A 15124-nucleotide genomic window follows, 5' to 3' on the forward strand; every position below is an offset into this window, starting at 1 on the left:
ATGAGGGTTGTTTGGCAACACTCTGGAATCCCGAAAAAATATGGGGTTCACAGACTCTGCCCAAATTGTTAACAAATCCCTAATAAAAAAAGATGAAGGCAGGTACGAGGGTAATGAAAACGGGCTTTCGAGGCACGTTCGTAATTTCCTGGTCGCAAACAGAAGTAGATGGCCTTGAGGCCGCGCCGGTACAGGCACTCAGCGTGGGTGCGGCATGGTCCTGGCGGGGGGATGCCGTGCAGGTGGACGGATCCGCTGGTGTGTTGCGACTGGATCGGGCGGAAGGATCGGAGACACTGCGCAAACGCGCGGCCAAGATGGTGCATCGGTTGGTCGGGGCGGCATTGGATCCCGGGCAGTTGGGCACGGCGCGCGAGGAGGCGATCAACGCGGGCCTTGCGGACAGCAGTTTTGTGGTGACGGATGGCGCGCAGAGCTACACTGTCACGCTCATCAACATCGGGTGTGGGGCGCAGCCGCTCTTGATGTTCCTTGATGAGTTGCCGCCGCGCGGGACCGATCTGTGGATCGTGCATCACACCCTGGGGTCAAAACCCGCTGGCACGGGGCATTCTGAAAGCGGCGGCGTCATTTGCTTCACACCCGGAACGCGGATCGACACGGCCAATGGGGCGATACCTGTTCAGGACCTTGCCGTGGGTGATCTGGTTCAAACCAAGGACAACGGGCTACAGCCGATTGAATGGGTGGGCAGCCGCCGCATGACGGGCGCGCGCCTTTTTGCCATGCCACGATTGCGCCCGGTGCGCATTCGCGCCGGCGCCCTGGGTTTGGAGCGCCCGGATCAGGAACTGCTGGTATCGCCGGAGCATCGGATGCTGGTCAAAGGGCCGGTGGCGCAGGATTTGTTCAACACCCCTGAGGTGCTGGTTGCGGCCAAAGACCTGATCAACGGTCAGACAATCACCGTTGACGTGCAGATGCGGGAAGTGACCTATGTTCACCTGCTGCTGCCGGGGCATAACGTGCTCTGGGCCAATGGCGTCGAAACGGAGAGCTTTCATCCCGCAAGCGCGGATTTGTCGACGCTCGAAGCATCGGACAGAGCGCGGCTATTGGCGCAGTATCCCGATCTGGCTTTCGACCCGCATACCTATGGCGGCTACGCCCGGCGCAATCTGTCAGCCTCCGAAGCGGCCATTCTCAAGCACGCGGCCTGAACCGGTCAGTCGCCGATCACCGTCTTGATGATCGCCTTGGCGTTGTCGCTTGCCCAATCCGCGTCGCCGCGCAGCCGCGCGATTTCGCGGCCCTCAGGGTCGATCAGGACCGTAATCGGCAAGCCGAAGATGCCCATCTGGCTGGCCAGCGCCTGTTTTGGATCCTGATGGCGGGGCAGGTTGTCCACGCCGATTTCCTTGAAGAATTTCTTGATCCCCTCGGGCGAGTTGCGACCGGTCGCGATGGTCACGACCTCGAAATCGTCGCCCCCCAGTTCCGATTGCAACTCCGACAGCTGCGGCATTTCCTTGCGGCAGGGCGCGCACCAGGTGGCCCAGAAGTTCAACAGCACGTATTTGCCCTGATAGGCTTCCAGCGTCTGCTCCCCCGCATCATCCGCAAGCTGGTAGGCAGCGGTCGATATAGCTTCCGGCACCTCGTGAAACACCAGCTTTTTCATGTCACCGGTGCGCAAAAGCGCCGCCTGCGTCAGATCCGCCTGCGCGCCTGACGGAGCCGAGATTGCGCCTGCGCCAAGGGCCGTATAAACGAGCGCAGCAAATATTCTTTTCATATCCCCTCCGAAGGGTTCGCGACGATGACTGATACGCCCGGCTCCAAATCCTCCAATGCCTCCAACCAGATGTGGGGCGGTCGCTTTGCTGCCGGTCCGGATGCGATCATGGAGGCCATCAATGCCTCGATTGGCTTCGACAAACGGATGGCGGCACAAGACATTGCAGGATCACGCGCGCATGCCGCGATGCTGGGGGCAACGGGCATTTTGGAACCTAGCGATGTCGACGCCATTCGGGAAGGTCTCCTCACAGTCTTGTCAGAAATTGAGGACGGCAGCTTCCAGTTTTCCACCGCGCTTGAAGATATCCACATGAATGTGGAGGCGCGGCTGAAAGAGATCATCGGCGAACCCGCGGGCCGTTTGCACACGGGCCGCAGCCGCAACGACCAGGTGGCGACAGATTTCAAACTCTGGGTCCGTGACCAGTTGGATGCCGCCGAGAGCGGCCTTGTTGCGTTGATCCGGGCGCTGCTGGATCAGGCAGAGGCGGGGGCGGATTGGGTGATGCCCGGTTTCACGCATCTGCAAACCGCGCAACCGGTGACCTGGGGCCATCATATGATGGCCTATGTGGAGATGTTTGGCCGTGATCTCAGCCGGGTGCGCGATGCGCGGGCACGGATGAATACCTCTCCGTTGGGGGCCGCGGCGCTGGCCGGCACGTCGTTCCCCATTGACCGGGATATGACCGCAAAAGCGCTGGGATTTGATGCGCCTGCTGCGAACTCCCTCGATGCGGTCAGTGATCGCGATTTTGCGCTGGAGTTTCTGAGCGCGGCAAGCATTTGTGCGATGCATCTGAGCCGGTTTGCCGAAGAACTGGTGATCTGGTCCTCCGCGCAGTTCCGGTTTGTGACGCTGAGTGATCGGTTCTCCACCGGCTCGTCGATCATGCCGCAAAAGAAAAACCCGGACGCGGCCGAACTGATCCGCGCGAAAGTGGGGCGCATTTTCGGGGCCAATACGGCGCTGATGATGGTGATGAAGGGCTTACCGCTGACCTATTCCAAGGACATGCAGGAGGACAAGGAGCAGGTCTTTGACGCCGCCGATAACCTGATGCTGGCGCTGGCGGCGATGACCGGCATGGTGGCGGATATGAGTGCCAACCGCGACAGTCTGGCGGCGGCGGCGGGCTCCGGTTTCTCCACGGCCACCGATCTGGCGGATTGGCTGGTACGTGTCCTCGGGCTGCCGTTCCGCGACGCACACCACATTACCGGGACCCTCGTGGCACTTGCGGAAAGCAAGGGATGTGACCTGCCAGACCTGACGCTGGACGAGATGAAATCCGCGCATTCGGGCATCACAGCCGAAGTATTTGATGTGCTCGGGGTGGAAAATTCGGTAAACAGCCGTACGTCTTATGGGGGAACGGCACCTGCTCAGGTCCGCTCCCAGATCGCGCGCTGGAAGGAACTTGTGGCATGAGATTGCTGGCATCTTTGATGATTTGCGGCCTGCTGGCCGCTTGCGGCGCGGATGGTGAACCGGTGACGCCCAGCGTCAATGGTGGCGTGACGATCAACCAAAATGGCATCTACCCGCGCGCCTCGGTTGGGGTGGGCAAGGGGCCGTTGTCGATCTGGTTGGGCCTGTGATGCGTGCAACCATCCTTCTGGGGTGCGTTCTGATCATCGCCGCCTGCACCGGGCCCACCGCGCAGAACCAGCCGACACCCGGGCGCACATCGCTGGATCCTGAACCCGCAAGTGGCGTCACGCTGTCGGGCTATGCAAGGTTCGGCTATTCGAAAGGCGGCTGATATGGCTCCGCTGCGTCTGATCTGGCTCGCGCTGGCGATTTGGGGGGCCATCCACCCGATGAGCTACTTTTTGCAGTGGTTCAATGAAAACAGCTATGACCTGATGGCTATGGTCGACGCCTGGCATGCCAATGCGGCGACCAGCGGGCTGGTCTGGGATCTGACGATTGCCGCGGTGGCCCTGACGATCTGGATTCTGGTTGAGACAATCTCGACCAAACGCTGGCTGAACCTGATCGCCATATTGGCGACCTTTGGAATCGGGGTGAGCTGCGGGCTGCCGCTCTATCTCTACCTCAGGTCGAAACCGACGAAACAATCGGTTTGAAATCCGAAAATTAGCAACAAATTTTCGTTTAAATGCGGCTTTTTCTCCGTGGTGTTCACGTAATGTCTTGATCTTGGTGCCAGCGGGCGATTAGACAGACGCGGGGTAAACCAGCCATGAGGCTGGATCACGATTGGGTAATACCCACGTTTGGGAGATACGAATATGAATTTTTTGACTAAAGCGGTTGCCGCAGCCGCACTTTCGCTTGCGCCGTTCAGTGCCTTTGCTGCTGTCCTGGATTTTGACAGTTTGACGTCGTCGGCGACACCGATCACAACCTATTCCGAAGATGGCTTCGAGTTCGACGTGAGCTTCACCACCGCAGGCGGCGCGGTGGGCGCGGCAATCTTCGATTCGACATGTGTCGGCAATGCAGCCTGTGGCGGCGATCTTGATCTTAAGCCATTGGCGCAGGGTGACAACGGTGTCGAAGGCAATCTGCTGATCCTGCAGGAAGCCAACCGGAAAGTAGCTGATGACGACGTAAGTGCTGGCACGATCAGGCTGACCCTGACAGCAGGACCGGCATTCCGTTTCATCGGTGCCTCGGTGATCGATGACACGACGTTCACCTTCTTTGACCAGCTTGCAGGTGAACTTTCTGCAAGTCTGCTGGGCTCAATCTCCATCGGTCCTGAAGGCAATCTCGCCGGTGGCACCGGGCAAATCACCTTCGCTCAGCCGTCCCGCATCATCGGCATCGGCGACTCCATTGTGCTGGGCTACGGTGGCTCGGGCGGTATCGACTCGCTGCAGCTTGCGGCGGTGCCTGTTCCCGCAGCGCTGCCACTGATGCTTGCCGGTCTGGGCGGTTTGGGTCTGGTGGCCCGCCGTCGCAAGACGCGCGCCAGCTGAAGTCAGAAACAGATTTGACGGGGAAGGGCGGTTTTTGCCGCCCTTTTTCATGTCCGCAGATCATGCGCTTATGGGAGATTGCGTAAAGCTCAGCGTCTGATATGAGGCGTGAGCGTTCGAACAGGGGCACAGATATGGACCACTTCCTTTACCGCGACGGCGCCCTTTATGCCGAAGATGTGCCCGTAGCGGCGATCGCCGAAGCCGTTGGTACGCCCTGTTATATCTACTCCACGGCCACGCTGTTGCGCCATTTCCGTCTCTTCGATGAAGCGCTGGAGGGGATGGACCATCTGGTGTGCTACGCGATGAAAGCGGCCAGCAACCAGGCCATCCTGAAAACGCTGGCGCAGGCCGGGGCCGGGATGGATGTGGTCTCAGGCGGCGAATACCAGCGGGCCAGGGCCGCCGGTGTGTCCGGTGACAAAATCGTCTTTTCCGGGGTTGGTAAAACGGCGGCCGAGATCCGGATGGCGCTGGAAGGGGGCATTCGTCAATTCAACGTTGAATCCGAGCCCGAGATGGAGGTGCTGAACGCAACGGCGCTGGCCATGGGAAAGATTGCGCCCATCACCATCCGGGTCAACCCGGATGTGGACGCCAAAACCCATGCAAAAATTGCCACCGGCAAGTCGGAAAACAAGTTCGGCATCCCAATTTCGCGGGCCCGTGATGTCTACGCCCTTGCGGCGTCGTTGCCGGGCTTGGAGGTGATCGGCATCGATGTACACATCGGCAGCCAGCTGACCGACCTTGCGCCTTATGAGCTGGCCTACAAGAAGGTGGCGGAGCTGACAGAGACATTGCGCGCGGACGGACATACCATCCGCCGGCTGGATTTGGGGGGCGGTCTGGGCATTCCTTATGCGCGCGACAATCAGGCGCCGCCGCTGCCGTTGGACTATGGCGCCCTGGTCAAGCGCACCTTGGGCCATCTGGGCTGCGAGATCGAGATCGAGCCGGGCAGGCTGATCGCGGGCAACGCCGGCATCATGGTGTCCGAAGTGATCTACGTGAAATCCGGCGAGGATCGCGATTTTCTGATCATCGACGGGGCGATGAACGATCTGATCCGCCCGGCGATGTATGAGGCCTATCACGACATCATACCAGTGCAGGAACCGCAGGCAGGCGTGGAGCAGGTGACATTTGACATCGTCGGGCCGGTTTGCGAATCTGGTGATACCTTTGCCAAACAGCGAGTGATGCCGCCGGTTGCCGCGGGCGAGCTTGTCGCGTTCCGTTCAGCGGGTGCATATGGCGCGGTAATGAGCAGTGAATACAACTCGCGGCCCCTGATTCCGGAAGTTTTGGTGAATAAGGATCAATTTGCGGTTATTCGCCGACGTCCGACCTTTGACGAAATGATAAATCGCGATACCATTCCAGAATGGCTTTGACCGCGTATCCCCGCGGGAAAAGGCAAGCGGAGAAAAAACGATGGCGTCATTTTCCCGGCATGATGTGAAACGCACCCTGCATGCGGTGCGCTGGCCCTTGCGGCTGACCTATGTCGGAATGCTGGCCGAAGCACTGGTGCAAAGCCTCTGGCCGCTGCTGACAGTGTGCCTCTTCGTTCTTGCCGCGCTGATGCTGGGCGTGCAGGACATGATCGCGGTTGAGGTGGTCTGGGCCATCGCGGTGATTGCCGGTCTCAGCATGATCGGCGCATTGGGCTATGCGTTTCTACGGTTCCGCCTGCCAACCCGCGCGCAGGCTCTGACGCGTCTGGACGCGAGCTTGCCGGGTCGACCGCTGCAGGCGCTTATTGATACACAGACCATCGGTGCCACAGATGCCGCCTCAACGGCTGTCTGGCGCGCGCACCAGGCGCGCATGGCGCGCCGCGCTGCAGATGCGGAACCGGTCAGCGCGGATTTACGGGTGTCCTCACGGGACCCTTATGCGCTGCGGTATCTGGCCGTGTTGGTCTTTGGCATCGCACTGCTCTTTGGCTCCATCTGGCGTGTCGGATCGGTGACCGATATGTCCCCCGGTGGCACCGGTCTCGCTTCCGGTCCCGTGTGGGAAGGTTGGGCCGAAAGCCCGCGCTACACCGGTCGGCCCACGATCTATCTGAACGATATTCCCGAAGGTGCGCTGCGCGTGCCCGTTGGCAGTCTGATCACATTGCGCCTTTACGGCGAAGTGGGGGCTTTGACCCTGTCCGAAACAGTTTCCGGTCGGACCGACGTGCCGCCCGCCTCTGACCCGGCGCAGGATTTTACCGTGGTGCAGGATGGCACCGTGGAAATCAACGGCCCTGGCGGACGCAGCTGGCAGGTCGAGGTCATTCCGGACCTGCCGCCACAGGTTGCGGTTCTTGAAGATCCAACCGCCTCAGCCATGGGCGAAATGACATTGCCGTTCGAGGCAAGCGATGACTATGGCGTGGAAGCGGGGGAGGCCCGTTTCACGCTGGATCTGGCCTCGGTTGATCGGCGCCACGGGTTGACCATCGATCCCGAAAACCGCCCCGAGCTGGTGGTGCCCTTGCCGACCCCGATTGCGGGCAACCGTCAGGCATTTGAAGAAAATCTGATCGAGGACTTTTCCGAGCACGCCTGGGCGAATTTGCCAGTATTGGTACGCCTTTCCGCGCTGGATGGTGCAGAACAGCAGTTTGAAACCGAACCGCGCGCGATCACACTGCCCGGACGACGGTTTTTCGATCCGGTTGCGGCGGCGGTGATCGAACAGCGCCGCGATCTGCTGTGGTCGCGGGCCAACAACCAACGGATCAGCCAGATTTTGCGGGCGACCTCCTACCTGCCGGAAGACCTCTTCCGCAGCCAGACGGATGCGATGCGCCTGCGCAAGGTGATTCGCCAGCTGGAGACCTTTGCAAAATACGGCCTCAGCGATGAAATGCAGGAAGATCTGGGCCAGGAGATGTGGGATCTGGCGATCATCCTGGAAGAAGGCGACCTTGCCGATGCCGCCGAGCGGATGCGCCGGGCTCAGGAGCGTCTGAACGAAGCCATCAAGAACGGGGCTTCGGACGAGGAGATCGCCGAATTGATGCGCGAATTGCGCCGGGCGACCGAAGACTACCTGCAGCAACTCTCGCGTCAGGCGCAACGCCAACAGCAGGAAAACGAAGAAAACCAGTCCGGCAACAACGAAAACGCCATGCAGATGACGCAGGATGATCTGCAACGGATGATGGACCGCATTCAGGAATTGATGGAGCAGGGCCGCATGGCCGAGGCGCAGCAGGCGCTGCAAGAGCTTCAGGAAATGATGGAGAACATGCGCGTCACCCAGGGCCAGCAGGGTCAGGGCGGGCAAAGCCCGGGCGAACAGGCGATGGAAGGCCTGTCAGAGACATTGCGCGAGCAACAGGGGCTTTCCGATCAGGCGTTCCGTGATTTGCAGGAACAATTCAATCCCAATGCGCAGGCTGGCGAAAACCAGGGCAATGAAGGTCGCAGTGGTGGCCAGGGACGCGGTCAGAGCCACGAGGGGCAAGGCGGTCAGGGACAGGAGTCTGATGACGATGACACCGCCCAGAATGACCCCCAGTCCGGCGAGGGCGGTGAGCAGGGCCAGGGCGCTGACAGGGGCGATCTCGCCCAGCGTCAACAGGCGCTGCGCGATGAGCTACGGCGGCAACAGGGCAGCCTGCCCGGCGCCGGGACACCAGAGGGTGATGCTGCGCGGGATGCATTGGATCGTGCCGGTCGCGCCATGGACGGGGCTGAGCAAGCGCTGCGCGAAGACGATCTCGCAGAGGCAATCGACAACCAAGGTCAGGCCATGGAAGCCTTGCGTGAAGGGATGCGCGCACTGGGTGAAATGATGGCGGAGCAACAGCGCAATCAGCAGCCGGGGCAGGGTAATCAGCCCTCTGACCGCCGTGCCGAAAATCGTGATCCATTGGGCCGCGAGCAGGGGAATTCAGGTGCGGATGGCGACACCGGACCGCTGGCGCTCAACGACGATGCCTATGGCCGTGCGCGTGAATTGCTGGATGAGATACGACGTCGCTCCGGCGAAGTTGCACGCCCCGAGGAAGAGCGTGACTACCTCAAACGGCTTCTCGATCGTTTCTGATCAGATCACTGGCCGCTGGAAACAGCGGCGGCGTCCAGCCAGCTGAGCAGCCCCTCAACCTGGGTATCCAGCCACATGCGCCACTGATCCACCATGCCGACATAGGCGCTGATCCAGGGATCCGCCTGTGGCACGGCCTCTGCGAGTTGCGGGGCATATACATATAGCAGTGCCAAGATCGCGGCGAGCACCACCATCAGGATGAAACCGCGCCCAAAGCGTTTGCGCTCGCGCGCTTCGACCTGCGCGGTTTGCCCCGGATCATCATTGGGTGAACGATCGCTGTTGGAACGCAGCGTCGAATTGATCTCTTCGATATCAGGCAACAGGGTGCGGCGTGAGCCTGCCGCTGCCGCTGTGACCGTCGCCTCATCTGCAAAGCTAGCAGGATCCTCGCCGCGCATGCGCGCCATGCGGTCCCGGGCCTCGCGCGCCCGTTTACGCGCTTCGTCGCTGCCTTCGGTATCGGTCAGACCCAGATCGGGTTGCGTTTCGACAGATCCAACCGCCTCGCTCTGCCGTGCCTGGGTTTCAATCTCGGCCTCTTCTTGCAACACGGCCGCCACTTCGGGATCCAAAGACCGGCGGCGTGGTGTTGGCGGAACAAACTCTTCAAGGTTTGGGTCTGCTTGAGTATCTGCCTCAGCCTCAGCCTCAGCCTCAGCCTCAGCCTCAGCCTCAGGCATATGTTCTGGTTCAGGTGTTGGGTCCGATACCGGATCCGGCGCGGGTGGATCCAGATCCTCTTCCTCGGTTGCTCGAATGACTTCTTCATCCTCAACCAGATCCGCTTCCGCAGAACCCGCGTCGTCGGTCACCGCATCGGGATGGCGCTGAAACCAGGTTTGTCCACAGTTCGAGCACTGCACGTCGCGCCCCTCGGGCGGCATTACGTCATCCGGCACGTCGTATTGCGCGTCGCAATTCGGACAAATCAAACGCATTGTACATCCTGCTCCATGGTTAGCCCATTTCCGTTTTTATTTTTGTGCACCATATTGGCTTCAAGGTCGTGCGAAAAGTGTTAACTGTGCACAAAGCTTGCAAGTGATGCATTGAAACCAGACAGACGCTGGGGCACAACAGCGCAACAAAAAACCGGGGGCCTTTGTGATCGAGCTGGAAAATGTCGCCTACAGCTACGGGGGCGGCGCGCTGTTATCTGATATTTCGTTGAAATTAGCGCCGGGATCTTTCCATTTCCTGACCGGGCCTTCCGGTGCGGGCAAGACGACATTGCTGAAGCTTTGCTATGGCGCGTTGTTGCCGACCTCGGGAGAGGTCACTCTCTTTGGCGACGATGTGCGGGGTCTGGAGCGTGATGACATTGCGATGCTGCGACGCCGGATGGGGGTCGTGCATCAGGACTGTCGGTTTCTCGATCACCTCCCTGTGTCTGAAAACATTGCCTTGCCACTCAGCGTCTCCGGGCGCCATGCCGAAGCTGCGGGCGATGATCTGACGGAATTGATGGCCTGGGTCGGGCTGACGCATCGCGCCGATGCCTTGCCGCCGGAGCTTTCGGGCGGAGAACGCCAGCGCGCGGCCCTTGCGCGGGCAGTGATCATGTCGCCCGATGTGGTGCTTGCAGACGAGCCAACAGGCAATGTGGATTGGGAGATGTCCCAGCGCCTGCTGCGGTTGCTGGTGGAACTCAACAAGATGGGCAAAACCGTGTTGATCGCGACCCATGACCTCAGCCTCATTCGCGCGGCAAAGAGCCAGATCCAGGCGCGTGTCCTGCGGATCGCGAACCGTCGCGTGCAATTGGCGGGGGCCGATCTATGAGCTCGGTGGTTGGCAATATCCGCAGGTTCGCCCTGGGTGATCCGCAGTCCAACCGTGTGGTGCCACCCTCCGGCTTCACCGCACAGCTGACCTTCTTTGCCGCTGGCACGATGGCCTTTCTGGCCGTTTTCGCCATGGCATTGTCCCTGGCATCCGGTCGGTTGGCGGCGCGCTGGGGGGACGAACTCGCCCGCTCCTCAACCATTCGGATCGTTGCCCCGATGGATCAACGCGCCGCCCAAACCGATGCCGCATTGCGGATTTTGGAAACCACGGCTGGCGTGGCCTTTGCCCGCGCGCTGGACACCGAAGAACAACAGGACTTGCTGGCCCCCTGGTTCGGGCCGGAGCTTGATCTGGCCACGCTGCCCGTGCCGCAGCTGATCGAAGTCATCGAAGAGGAAACCGGATTTGATGCCGCAGGGCTGCGGTTGCGCCTGGCCGCCGAAGTTCCGGGCGCGGTGCTGGACGACCACACGCGCTGGCGCGAGCCACTGGTGCAGGCGGCCTCGCGGTTGCGTCTCCTGGGATGGGTGTCCGCAATCCTGCTGGGCGTGACGACAGCCGTCATGGTGACCTTGGCGGCCAACGCGGCCCTGGCAGCAAACGCTCAGGTGATTGCGGTGCTCCGCCTTGTGGGCGCGACGGACCGCTACATCGCTCAAGCCTTCATTCGTCGGTTCACATTACGCGCCTTCGGCGGCGCGTTTGTCGGGAGCCTGCTGGGGCTGGGGGCCGTTTTGCTGCTGCCCGCCGCCTCTGACACCGGTGGATTTCTCACCGGTTTGGGGTTCCAGGGATGGCACTGGGGCTTGCCGCTGATCATTCCGGTGCTCGCAGCCGCCGTAGCATTTATCGCAACGGGTGCCGCTGCAAACCGCGCATTGAAAAGGTTGGCCTGATGCTGCAATACACCCGTTCCGTGATCTTTATCCTTCAGATGTACATCGCGATGCCGATCATCGGTCTGGGGTTTGCGCCTTGGGCGATGTTCAGCCGCAAGGGGGCCTATGCCGCCTGCAAGACTTACTCGCGCTATGTCTTCTGGACGGCGCGCTGGATGGTGGGCATCCGCTGTGAAGTGCGCGGAACACCACCCGAGGGCGAAGCGCTGATCGCGGCAAAACACCAGTCGTTTCTGGATATCATGATGATCTTCACCGCCTTGCCCGCGGCGAAATTCATCATGAAAAAAGAAATTCTGATGACGCCCATCATCGGTCAATACGCCAAACGCCTGAACTGTGTTGCGGTGGATCGTGGCAAGCGGGGGGCGGCGATTGAAAAGATGGTTGCTGACGTCAATGCAGGGCGCACGGAACCCGGGCAGCTGATCATCTATTCACAAGGCACCCGCGTGGCGCCGGGAGCGAAAATGCCCTATAAGGTCGGGACCGGAGTGCTCTATGAGCAGCTGGGTCAGCCTTGCGTGCCCGTGGCGACCAATGTCGGTGTGCTTTGGCCCAAGCGCGGTATGCTGCGCAAACCTGGTGTCGCGGTGGTGGAATTCCTGCCCGCGATTGAGCCGGGGATGGAGCGCGCCGAGTTTATGGATATTCTGGAGAGTTCGGTCGAAGAGACCTCGGATGCCCTGATGGCTGAGGCCGGTTTCAAACAGGTTACAGATGGCTGACCCTATCGAGACACTGGAAGAGTTGCTGGCGCTTTATGGCACGCCCGGCGCCCCCGCGCTGCGCAAAGTGGCGCGACGCCTCACCCCGCTTTATCGCAAATGGATCATGGCATCGCAGCTTTGCGTTCTCAGCACCGTTGGGGCCGAGGGGACCGACGGCAGCCCGCGTGGGGACGATGGCCCGGTGGTTCATGAGCTTGACCCAGGCACGCTGCTGATGCCGGATTGGCGCGGCAACAACCGATTGGATTCTCTGCGGAATATCGTGGAGGACGGTCGGGTGTCGCTGATGTTCATGGTGCCGGGCTCGAACAACGTGGTGCGTGTGAACGGGACGGCGTGGCTCACCGCTGATGGGGATCTACGGCAGCGTTTTGCCAAAGGACAAAGACTGCCAGCGACGGTCATTGTGATCGAGATCGGCGAGATTTACACGCAATGTGCGCGGGCGTTGATGCGGGCTGGGACCTGGTTCACCCCGGATGCGCCGGAGGGATTGCCGACCGTCGGCGAGATCTTGGCGGAAGTGAGCGACGGCGAAGAGGGCGGCGCACCCTATGACGCGGCCTGGGGTGCACGGGCGAAAAAGACCATGTGGTAGAAGATCTGTGACGCTCATCAGGTCGCCACAGATCCACCCTCAGACGTCTCGGGGCCTTTGGCGCCAACGCTACATGTGAATGGGGCCGTCGCCACAGGCGAGCGCGGCCTCACGCACGGCTTCGGAATAGGTTGGATGCGCATGGCAGGTCATCGCCAGATCTTCGGCTGAGGCGCCAAACTCCATCGCCACGCAAATCTCGTGGATCAGATCACCCGCCGCCGGGCCGATAATATGGGCGCCCAGAATGCGGTCGCTGGTCTTATCCGCCAGGATTTTCACAAAGCCATCGCCTGCGAAATTCGCCTTGGCGCGCCCGTTGCCCATGAAGCTGAACTTGCCGACCTTATAGGCCCGCCCTTCCTCTTTCAGCATTTCCTCGGTGGCGCCGACATTTGCCACTTCCGGATGCGTGTAAATCACGCCCGGAATGACCCCATAGTTGACGTGTCCGTGTTTGCCCGCGACCTGTTCGGCGGCGGCCATGCCCTCGTCTTCGGCCTTATGCGCGAGCATCGGCCCTTCGATTACATCGCCAATGGCGTAGATGCCGGGCACGTTGGTCTCCCATTTCGCGTTCACCGCGATCTGCCCGCGTTTGGTCATTGTCACGCCCAGACCTTCGAGGCCCAGCCCGTCGGTGTAGGGTTTCCGACCTGTTGCAACCAGGACCACATCCGCGTCAATGACATGCTCGCTCTCATCCTTGCGCAGCTTATAGGTGACTTTTGCCTTGGTCTTGGTGGCTTCTGTTTTCTGCACGGCGGCGCCCATGACGAAGCTGAGGCCCTGTTTCTTCAACGTGCGCTGGAAAACCTTCTGGATTTCGGCGTCCATACCCGGTGTAACCGCGTCGAGGAATTCCACGACGGTAACCTCCGAGCCCAAGCGCGCGTAAACGGAGCCCAGTTCCAACCCGATCACACCGGCGCCAATGACGATCATTTTCTTGGGCACCTTGCCCAATTCCAGCGCACCGGTGGAGGTCACCACAACCTTTTCGTCAATCTCCACCCCGGGAAGCGATGACGGCTCGGACCCGGATGCGATGATGATGTTCTTGGCCTCATGCAGCTCGTCGCCAACCTGAACCTTGCCCGCCTCGGGGATCGATCCCCAGCCTTTCAGCCAGTCCACTTTGTTCTTTTTGAACAGAAATTCGATGCCACTGGTGTTCTGGCCGATGGTCTTTTCCTTATAGGACAGCATCTGTTTCCAATCGACCGACGGGCTTTTGCCTTTCAGCCCCATGGCAGCAAAATTATGCTCGGCCTCATGCAGCATATGGCTCGCGTGCAGCAGCGCCTTGGAGGGGATGCAGCCCACGTTCAGGCAGGTGCCGCCCAATGTCTCACGCCCCTCGACGCAGGCCACTTTCAGGCCCAGCTGCGCGCAGCGGATGGCGCAGACATAGCCGCCGGGGCCAGAGCCGATGATGATTACGTCGTAGTTTGCCATGGGTGAGATCCTTCAATTTGGAACGTCTGTTTCTTGTTGTTTCAGTATCGGTTGCGACAAATCGGTCGCGCCATAGTTGCCCGCCTAGAGCAAGGCTGCAAGCAGCATTACAACCGTCGCGCCAAAGCCGATGAACCAGATGAGTGAGCGCCACGGTACCCAGCCGAAGGCATAGGCAGGAATATAGGCGATCCGGGCGGCCAGGTAGATCCAGGCGCAGGTTTGGGTGACAGGTGATGATTGCGCGCCCAAGGTCACGACCAGCACCGCGATGGTGAAGAGGATCAGTGCTTCGAAGTGATTGTTCAGTGCGCGGTAAAGCCGGGCCGTGCGCGGCGATAGCTTGTCGACCAGATCACCGCCCAGTTTGTCCCGGTCACGGGGGCTCAGGGTCTCGCCCGGTGCCAGTTCGATGTTTGCGGGCACGGCCATCAGCACGAACTGCACCGCTTGCAACAGCGCCGCGAGCGCCAGAACTGTAAGCTCAGGCGTCATAGCGCCAGCAGATAGAGCGTGATCGTGGCCACGATGCCGACCGTCCAGGCGAGGCTGCGGATGCCAGTGATGCCAAAGGCGTAGGAGGGCAGGTAGATGATACGGGCGATCAGAAAGGCCTGCGCGGCGAGCAGGCTCTGGTTCGATGTACTGTCGGTGACGACAAGCAGCAGAATGGCCGGCGCAAAGAGCACCATGGCGGTGACGGAATTGCTGAGCGCGCGTTCCAGCCGTCCGGCAATGCCGGAGACGGTGCGCCCCTCATCGCGGCTGCCCAAGAGGTAGCCCATGCCAAGCTGCGTGAGCCCGCCGGTGGCCTGCAGGATCAGGGTGAGGATGACCAGAAGGCCGTAGAGGGCGAGGATTTGGATTTCGGTCAC

The 15124-nt window shown here is 60.7% G+C and carries 17 protein-coding genes; 12 read left to right on the plus strand and 5 right to left on the minus strand.

Features of this window, described 5'->3' with window-relative positions:
• Positions 1-113 precede the first annotated feature (113 nt).
• Positions 114-1181 carry a Hint domain-containing protein gene (locus Q1A63_RS04765; protein WP_298970409.1) on the plus strand — a complete coding sequence of 356 codons (1068 nt, stop codon included), beginning with the start codon at positions 114-116 and terminating at the stop codon, positions 1179-1181.
• A gap of 5 nt (positions 1182-1186) precedes the next feature.
• Here Q1A63_RS04765 and Q1A63_RS04770 read toward each other — a convergent pair whose 3' ends face one another.
• Positions 1187-1756: a TlpA disulfide reductase family protein gene (locus tag Q1A63_RS04770; RefSeq protein ID WP_298970407.1), complete on the minus strand. Its 570-nt coding sequence runs from the start codon at positions 1754-1756 to the stop codon at positions 1187-1189.
• A 24-nt stretch (positions 1757-1780) separates the two neighbouring features.
• Here Q1A63_RS04770 and argH point away from each other — a divergent pair, with 24 nt between their 5' ends.
• From argH to Q1A63_RS04805, 7 genes are all read left to right on the plus strand, one after another.
• Complete coding sequence (gene argH, locus Q1A63_RS04775; protein ID WP_298970405.1) at positions 1781-3193, plus strand: argininosuccinate lyase; 1413 nt, start codon at positions 1781-1783, stop codon at positions 3191-3193.
• Positions 3190-3363, plus strand: coding sequence for a hypothetical protein (locus Q1A63_RS04780; protein WP_298970404.1), 174 nt, complete (start codon positions 3190-3192; stop codon positions 3361-3363). Before argH ends, Q1A63_RS04780 begins: the two co-directional genes overlap by 4 nt.
• Positions 3363-3527: a hypothetical protein gene (locus tag Q1A63_RS04785; RefSeq protein ID WP_298970400.1), complete on the plus strand. Its 165-nt coding sequence runs from the start codon at positions 3363-3365 to the stop codon at positions 3525-3527. Before Q1A63_RS04780 ends, Q1A63_RS04785 begins: the two co-directional genes overlap by 1 nt.
• A gap of 10 nt (positions 3528-3537) precedes the next feature.
• The gene (locus tag Q1A63_RS04790) at positions 3538-3855 is read left to right on the plus strand and encodes a DUF2834 domain-containing protein (protein ID WP_299631175.1); all 318 of its coding nucleotides are present in this window, start codon (positions 3538-3540) and stop codon (positions 3853-3855) included.
• Between the two features lie 165 nt (positions 3856-4020).
• Positions 4021-4713 carry a VPLPA-CTERM sorting domain-containing protein gene (locus tag Q1A63_RS04795; RefSeq protein WP_299630890.1) on the plus strand — a complete coding sequence of 231 codons (693 nt, stop codon included), beginning with the start codon at positions 4021-4023 and terminating at the stop codon, positions 4711-4713.
• Between the two features lie 134 nt (positions 4714-4847).
• Positions 4848-6113 carry a diaminopimelate decarboxylase gene (gene lysA, locus Q1A63_RS04800; RefSeq protein WP_299630892.1) on the plus strand — a complete coding sequence of 422 codons (1266 nt, stop codon included), beginning with the start codon at positions 4848-4850 and terminating at the stop codon, positions 6111-6113.
• Positions 6114-6153: 40 nt separating this feature from the next.
• Positions 6154-8769: a TIGR02302 family protein gene (locus Q1A63_RS04805; protein WP_299630893.1), complete on the plus strand. Its 2616-nt coding sequence runs from the start codon at positions 6154-6156 to the stop codon at positions 8767-8769.
• Positions 8770-8774: 5 nt separating this feature from the next.
• On the opposite strand, the gene Q1A63_RS04810 is transcribed toward Q1A63_RS04805, so the two are convergent.
• Entirely contained in the window at positions 8775-9713 is a 939-nt protein-coding gene (locus Q1A63_RS04810; protein WP_299630895.1) for a zinc-ribbon domain-containing protein, read from the minus strand.
• 166 nt (positions 9714-9879) lie between these two features.
• Here Q1A63_RS04810 and Q1A63_RS04815 point away from each other — a divergent pair, with 166 nt between their 5' ends.
• The 4 genes from Q1A63_RS04815 to Q1A63_RS04830 are packed head-to-tail and all read left to right on the plus strand — an operon-like array spanning position 9880 to position 12791.
• Complete coding sequence (locus Q1A63_RS04815; protein ID WP_298970390.1) at positions 9880-10557, plus strand: ATP-binding cassette domain-containing protein; 678 nt, start codon at positions 9880-9882, stop codon at positions 10555-10557.
• The gene (locus Q1A63_RS04820; protein WP_298970388.1) at positions 10554-11459 is read left to right on the plus strand and encodes an FtsX-like permease family protein; all 906 of its coding nucleotides are present in this window, start codon (positions 10554-10556) and stop codon (positions 11457-11459) included. Before Q1A63_RS04815 ends, Q1A63_RS04820 begins: the two co-directional genes overlap by 4 nt.
• Positions 11459-12190 carry a lysophospholipid acyltransferase family protein gene (locus Q1A63_RS04825; protein WP_298970386.1) on the plus strand — a complete coding sequence of 244 codons (732 nt, stop codon included), beginning with the start codon at positions 11459-11461 and terminating at the stop codon, positions 12188-12190. Before Q1A63_RS04820 ends, Q1A63_RS04825 begins: the two co-directional genes overlap by 1 nt.
• Positions 12183-12791 (plus strand): pyridoxamine 5'-phosphate oxidase family protein, encoded by a 609-nt coding sequence (locus tag Q1A63_RS04830; protein WP_298970384.1) that lies wholly within the window; start codon positions 12183-12185, stop codon positions 12789-12791. The genes Q1A63_RS04825 and Q1A63_RS04830 overlap by 8 nt, the downstream gene beginning before the upstream one ends.
• Positions 12792-12860: 69 nt before the next feature.
• Here the strand turns inward: Q1A63_RS04830 and lpdA are convergent, their stop codons facing one another.
• The 3 genes from lpdA to Q1A63_RS04845 all read right to left on the minus strand — a co-directional run bounded on the left by lpdA (position 12861) and on the right by Q1A63_RS04845 (position 15124).
• Entirely contained in the window at positions 12861-14249 is a 1389-nt protein-coding gene (lpdA, locus tag Q1A63_RS04835) for a dihydrolipoyl dehydrogenase (protein ID WP_298970382.1), read from the minus strand.
• An 84-nt stretch (positions 14250-14333) separates the two neighbouring features.
• Complete coding sequence (locus tag Q1A63_RS04840) at positions 14334-14744, minus strand: MAPEG family protein (protein WP_298970381.1); 411 nt, start codon at positions 14742-14744, stop codon at positions 14334-14336.
• Complete coding sequence (locus Q1A63_RS04845; RefSeq protein WP_298970378.1) at positions 14741-15124, minus strand: MAPEG family protein; 384 nt, start codon at positions 15122-15124, stop codon at positions 14741-14743. The genes Q1A63_RS04840 and Q1A63_RS04845 overlap by 4 nt, the downstream gene beginning before the upstream one ends.

It is taken from the genome of uncultured Roseobacter sp. (assembly GCF_947499265.1).
Lineage (GTDB): Bacteria > Pseudomonadota > Alphaproteobacteria > Rhodobacterales > Rhodobacteraceae > Roseobacter.

Coding starts and splice junctions, on each gene's coding strand:
- Q1A63_RS04765 (WP_298970409.1), top strand. CDS start 114: ATGAAAACGGGCTTTCGAGGCACGTTCGTAATTTCCTGGTCGCAAACA.
- Q1A63_RS04770 (WP_298970407.1), bottom strand. CDS start 1,756: ATGAAAAGAATATTTGCTGCGCTCGTTTATACGGCCCTTGGCGCAGGC.
- argH (WP_298970405.1), top strand. CDS start 1,781: ATGACTGATACGCCCGGCTCCAAATCCTCCAATGCCTCCAACCAGATG.
- Q1A63_RS04780 (WP_298970404.1), top strand. CDS start 3,190: ATGAGATTGCTGGCATCTTTGATGATTTGCGGCCTGCTGGCCGCTTGC.
- Q1A63_RS04785 (WP_298970400.1), top strand. CDS start 3,363: ATGCGTGCAACCATCCTTCTGGGGTGCGTTCTGATCATCGCCGCCTGC.
- Q1A63_RS04795 (WP_299630890.1), top strand. CDS start 4,021: ATGAATTTTTTGACTAAAGCGGTTGCCGCAGCCGCACTTTCGCTTGCG.
- lysA (WP_299630892.1), top strand. CDS start 4,848: ATGGACCACTTCCTTTACCGCGACGGCGCCCTTTATGCCGAAGATGTG.
- Q1A63_RS04805 (WP_299630893.1), top strand. CDS start 6,154: ATGGCGTCATTTTCCCGGCATGATGTGAAACGCACCCTGCATGCGGTG.
- Q1A63_RS04810 (WP_299630895.1), bottom strand. CDS start 9,713: ATGCGTTTGATTTGTCCGAATTGCGACGCGCAATACGACGTGCCGGAT.
- Q1A63_RS04820 (WP_298970388.1), top strand. CDS start 10,554: ATGAGCTCGGTGGTTGGCAATATCCGCAGGTTCGCCCTGGGTGATCCG.
- Q1A63_RS04825 (WP_298970386.1), top strand. CDS start 11,459: ATGCTGCAATACACCCGTTCCGTGATCTTTATCCTTCAGATGTACATC.
- Q1A63_RS04830 (WP_298970384.1), top strand. CDS start 12,183: ATGGCTGACCCTATCGAGACACTGGAAGAGTTGCTGGCGCTTTATGGC.
- lpdA (WP_298970382.1), bottom strand. CDS start 14,249: ATGGCAAACTACGACGTAATCATCATCGGCTCTGGCCCCGGCGGCTAT.
- Q1A63_RS04840 (WP_298970381.1), bottom strand. CDS start 14,744: ATGACGCCTGAGCTTACAGTTCTGGCGCTCGCGGCGCTGTTGCAAGCG.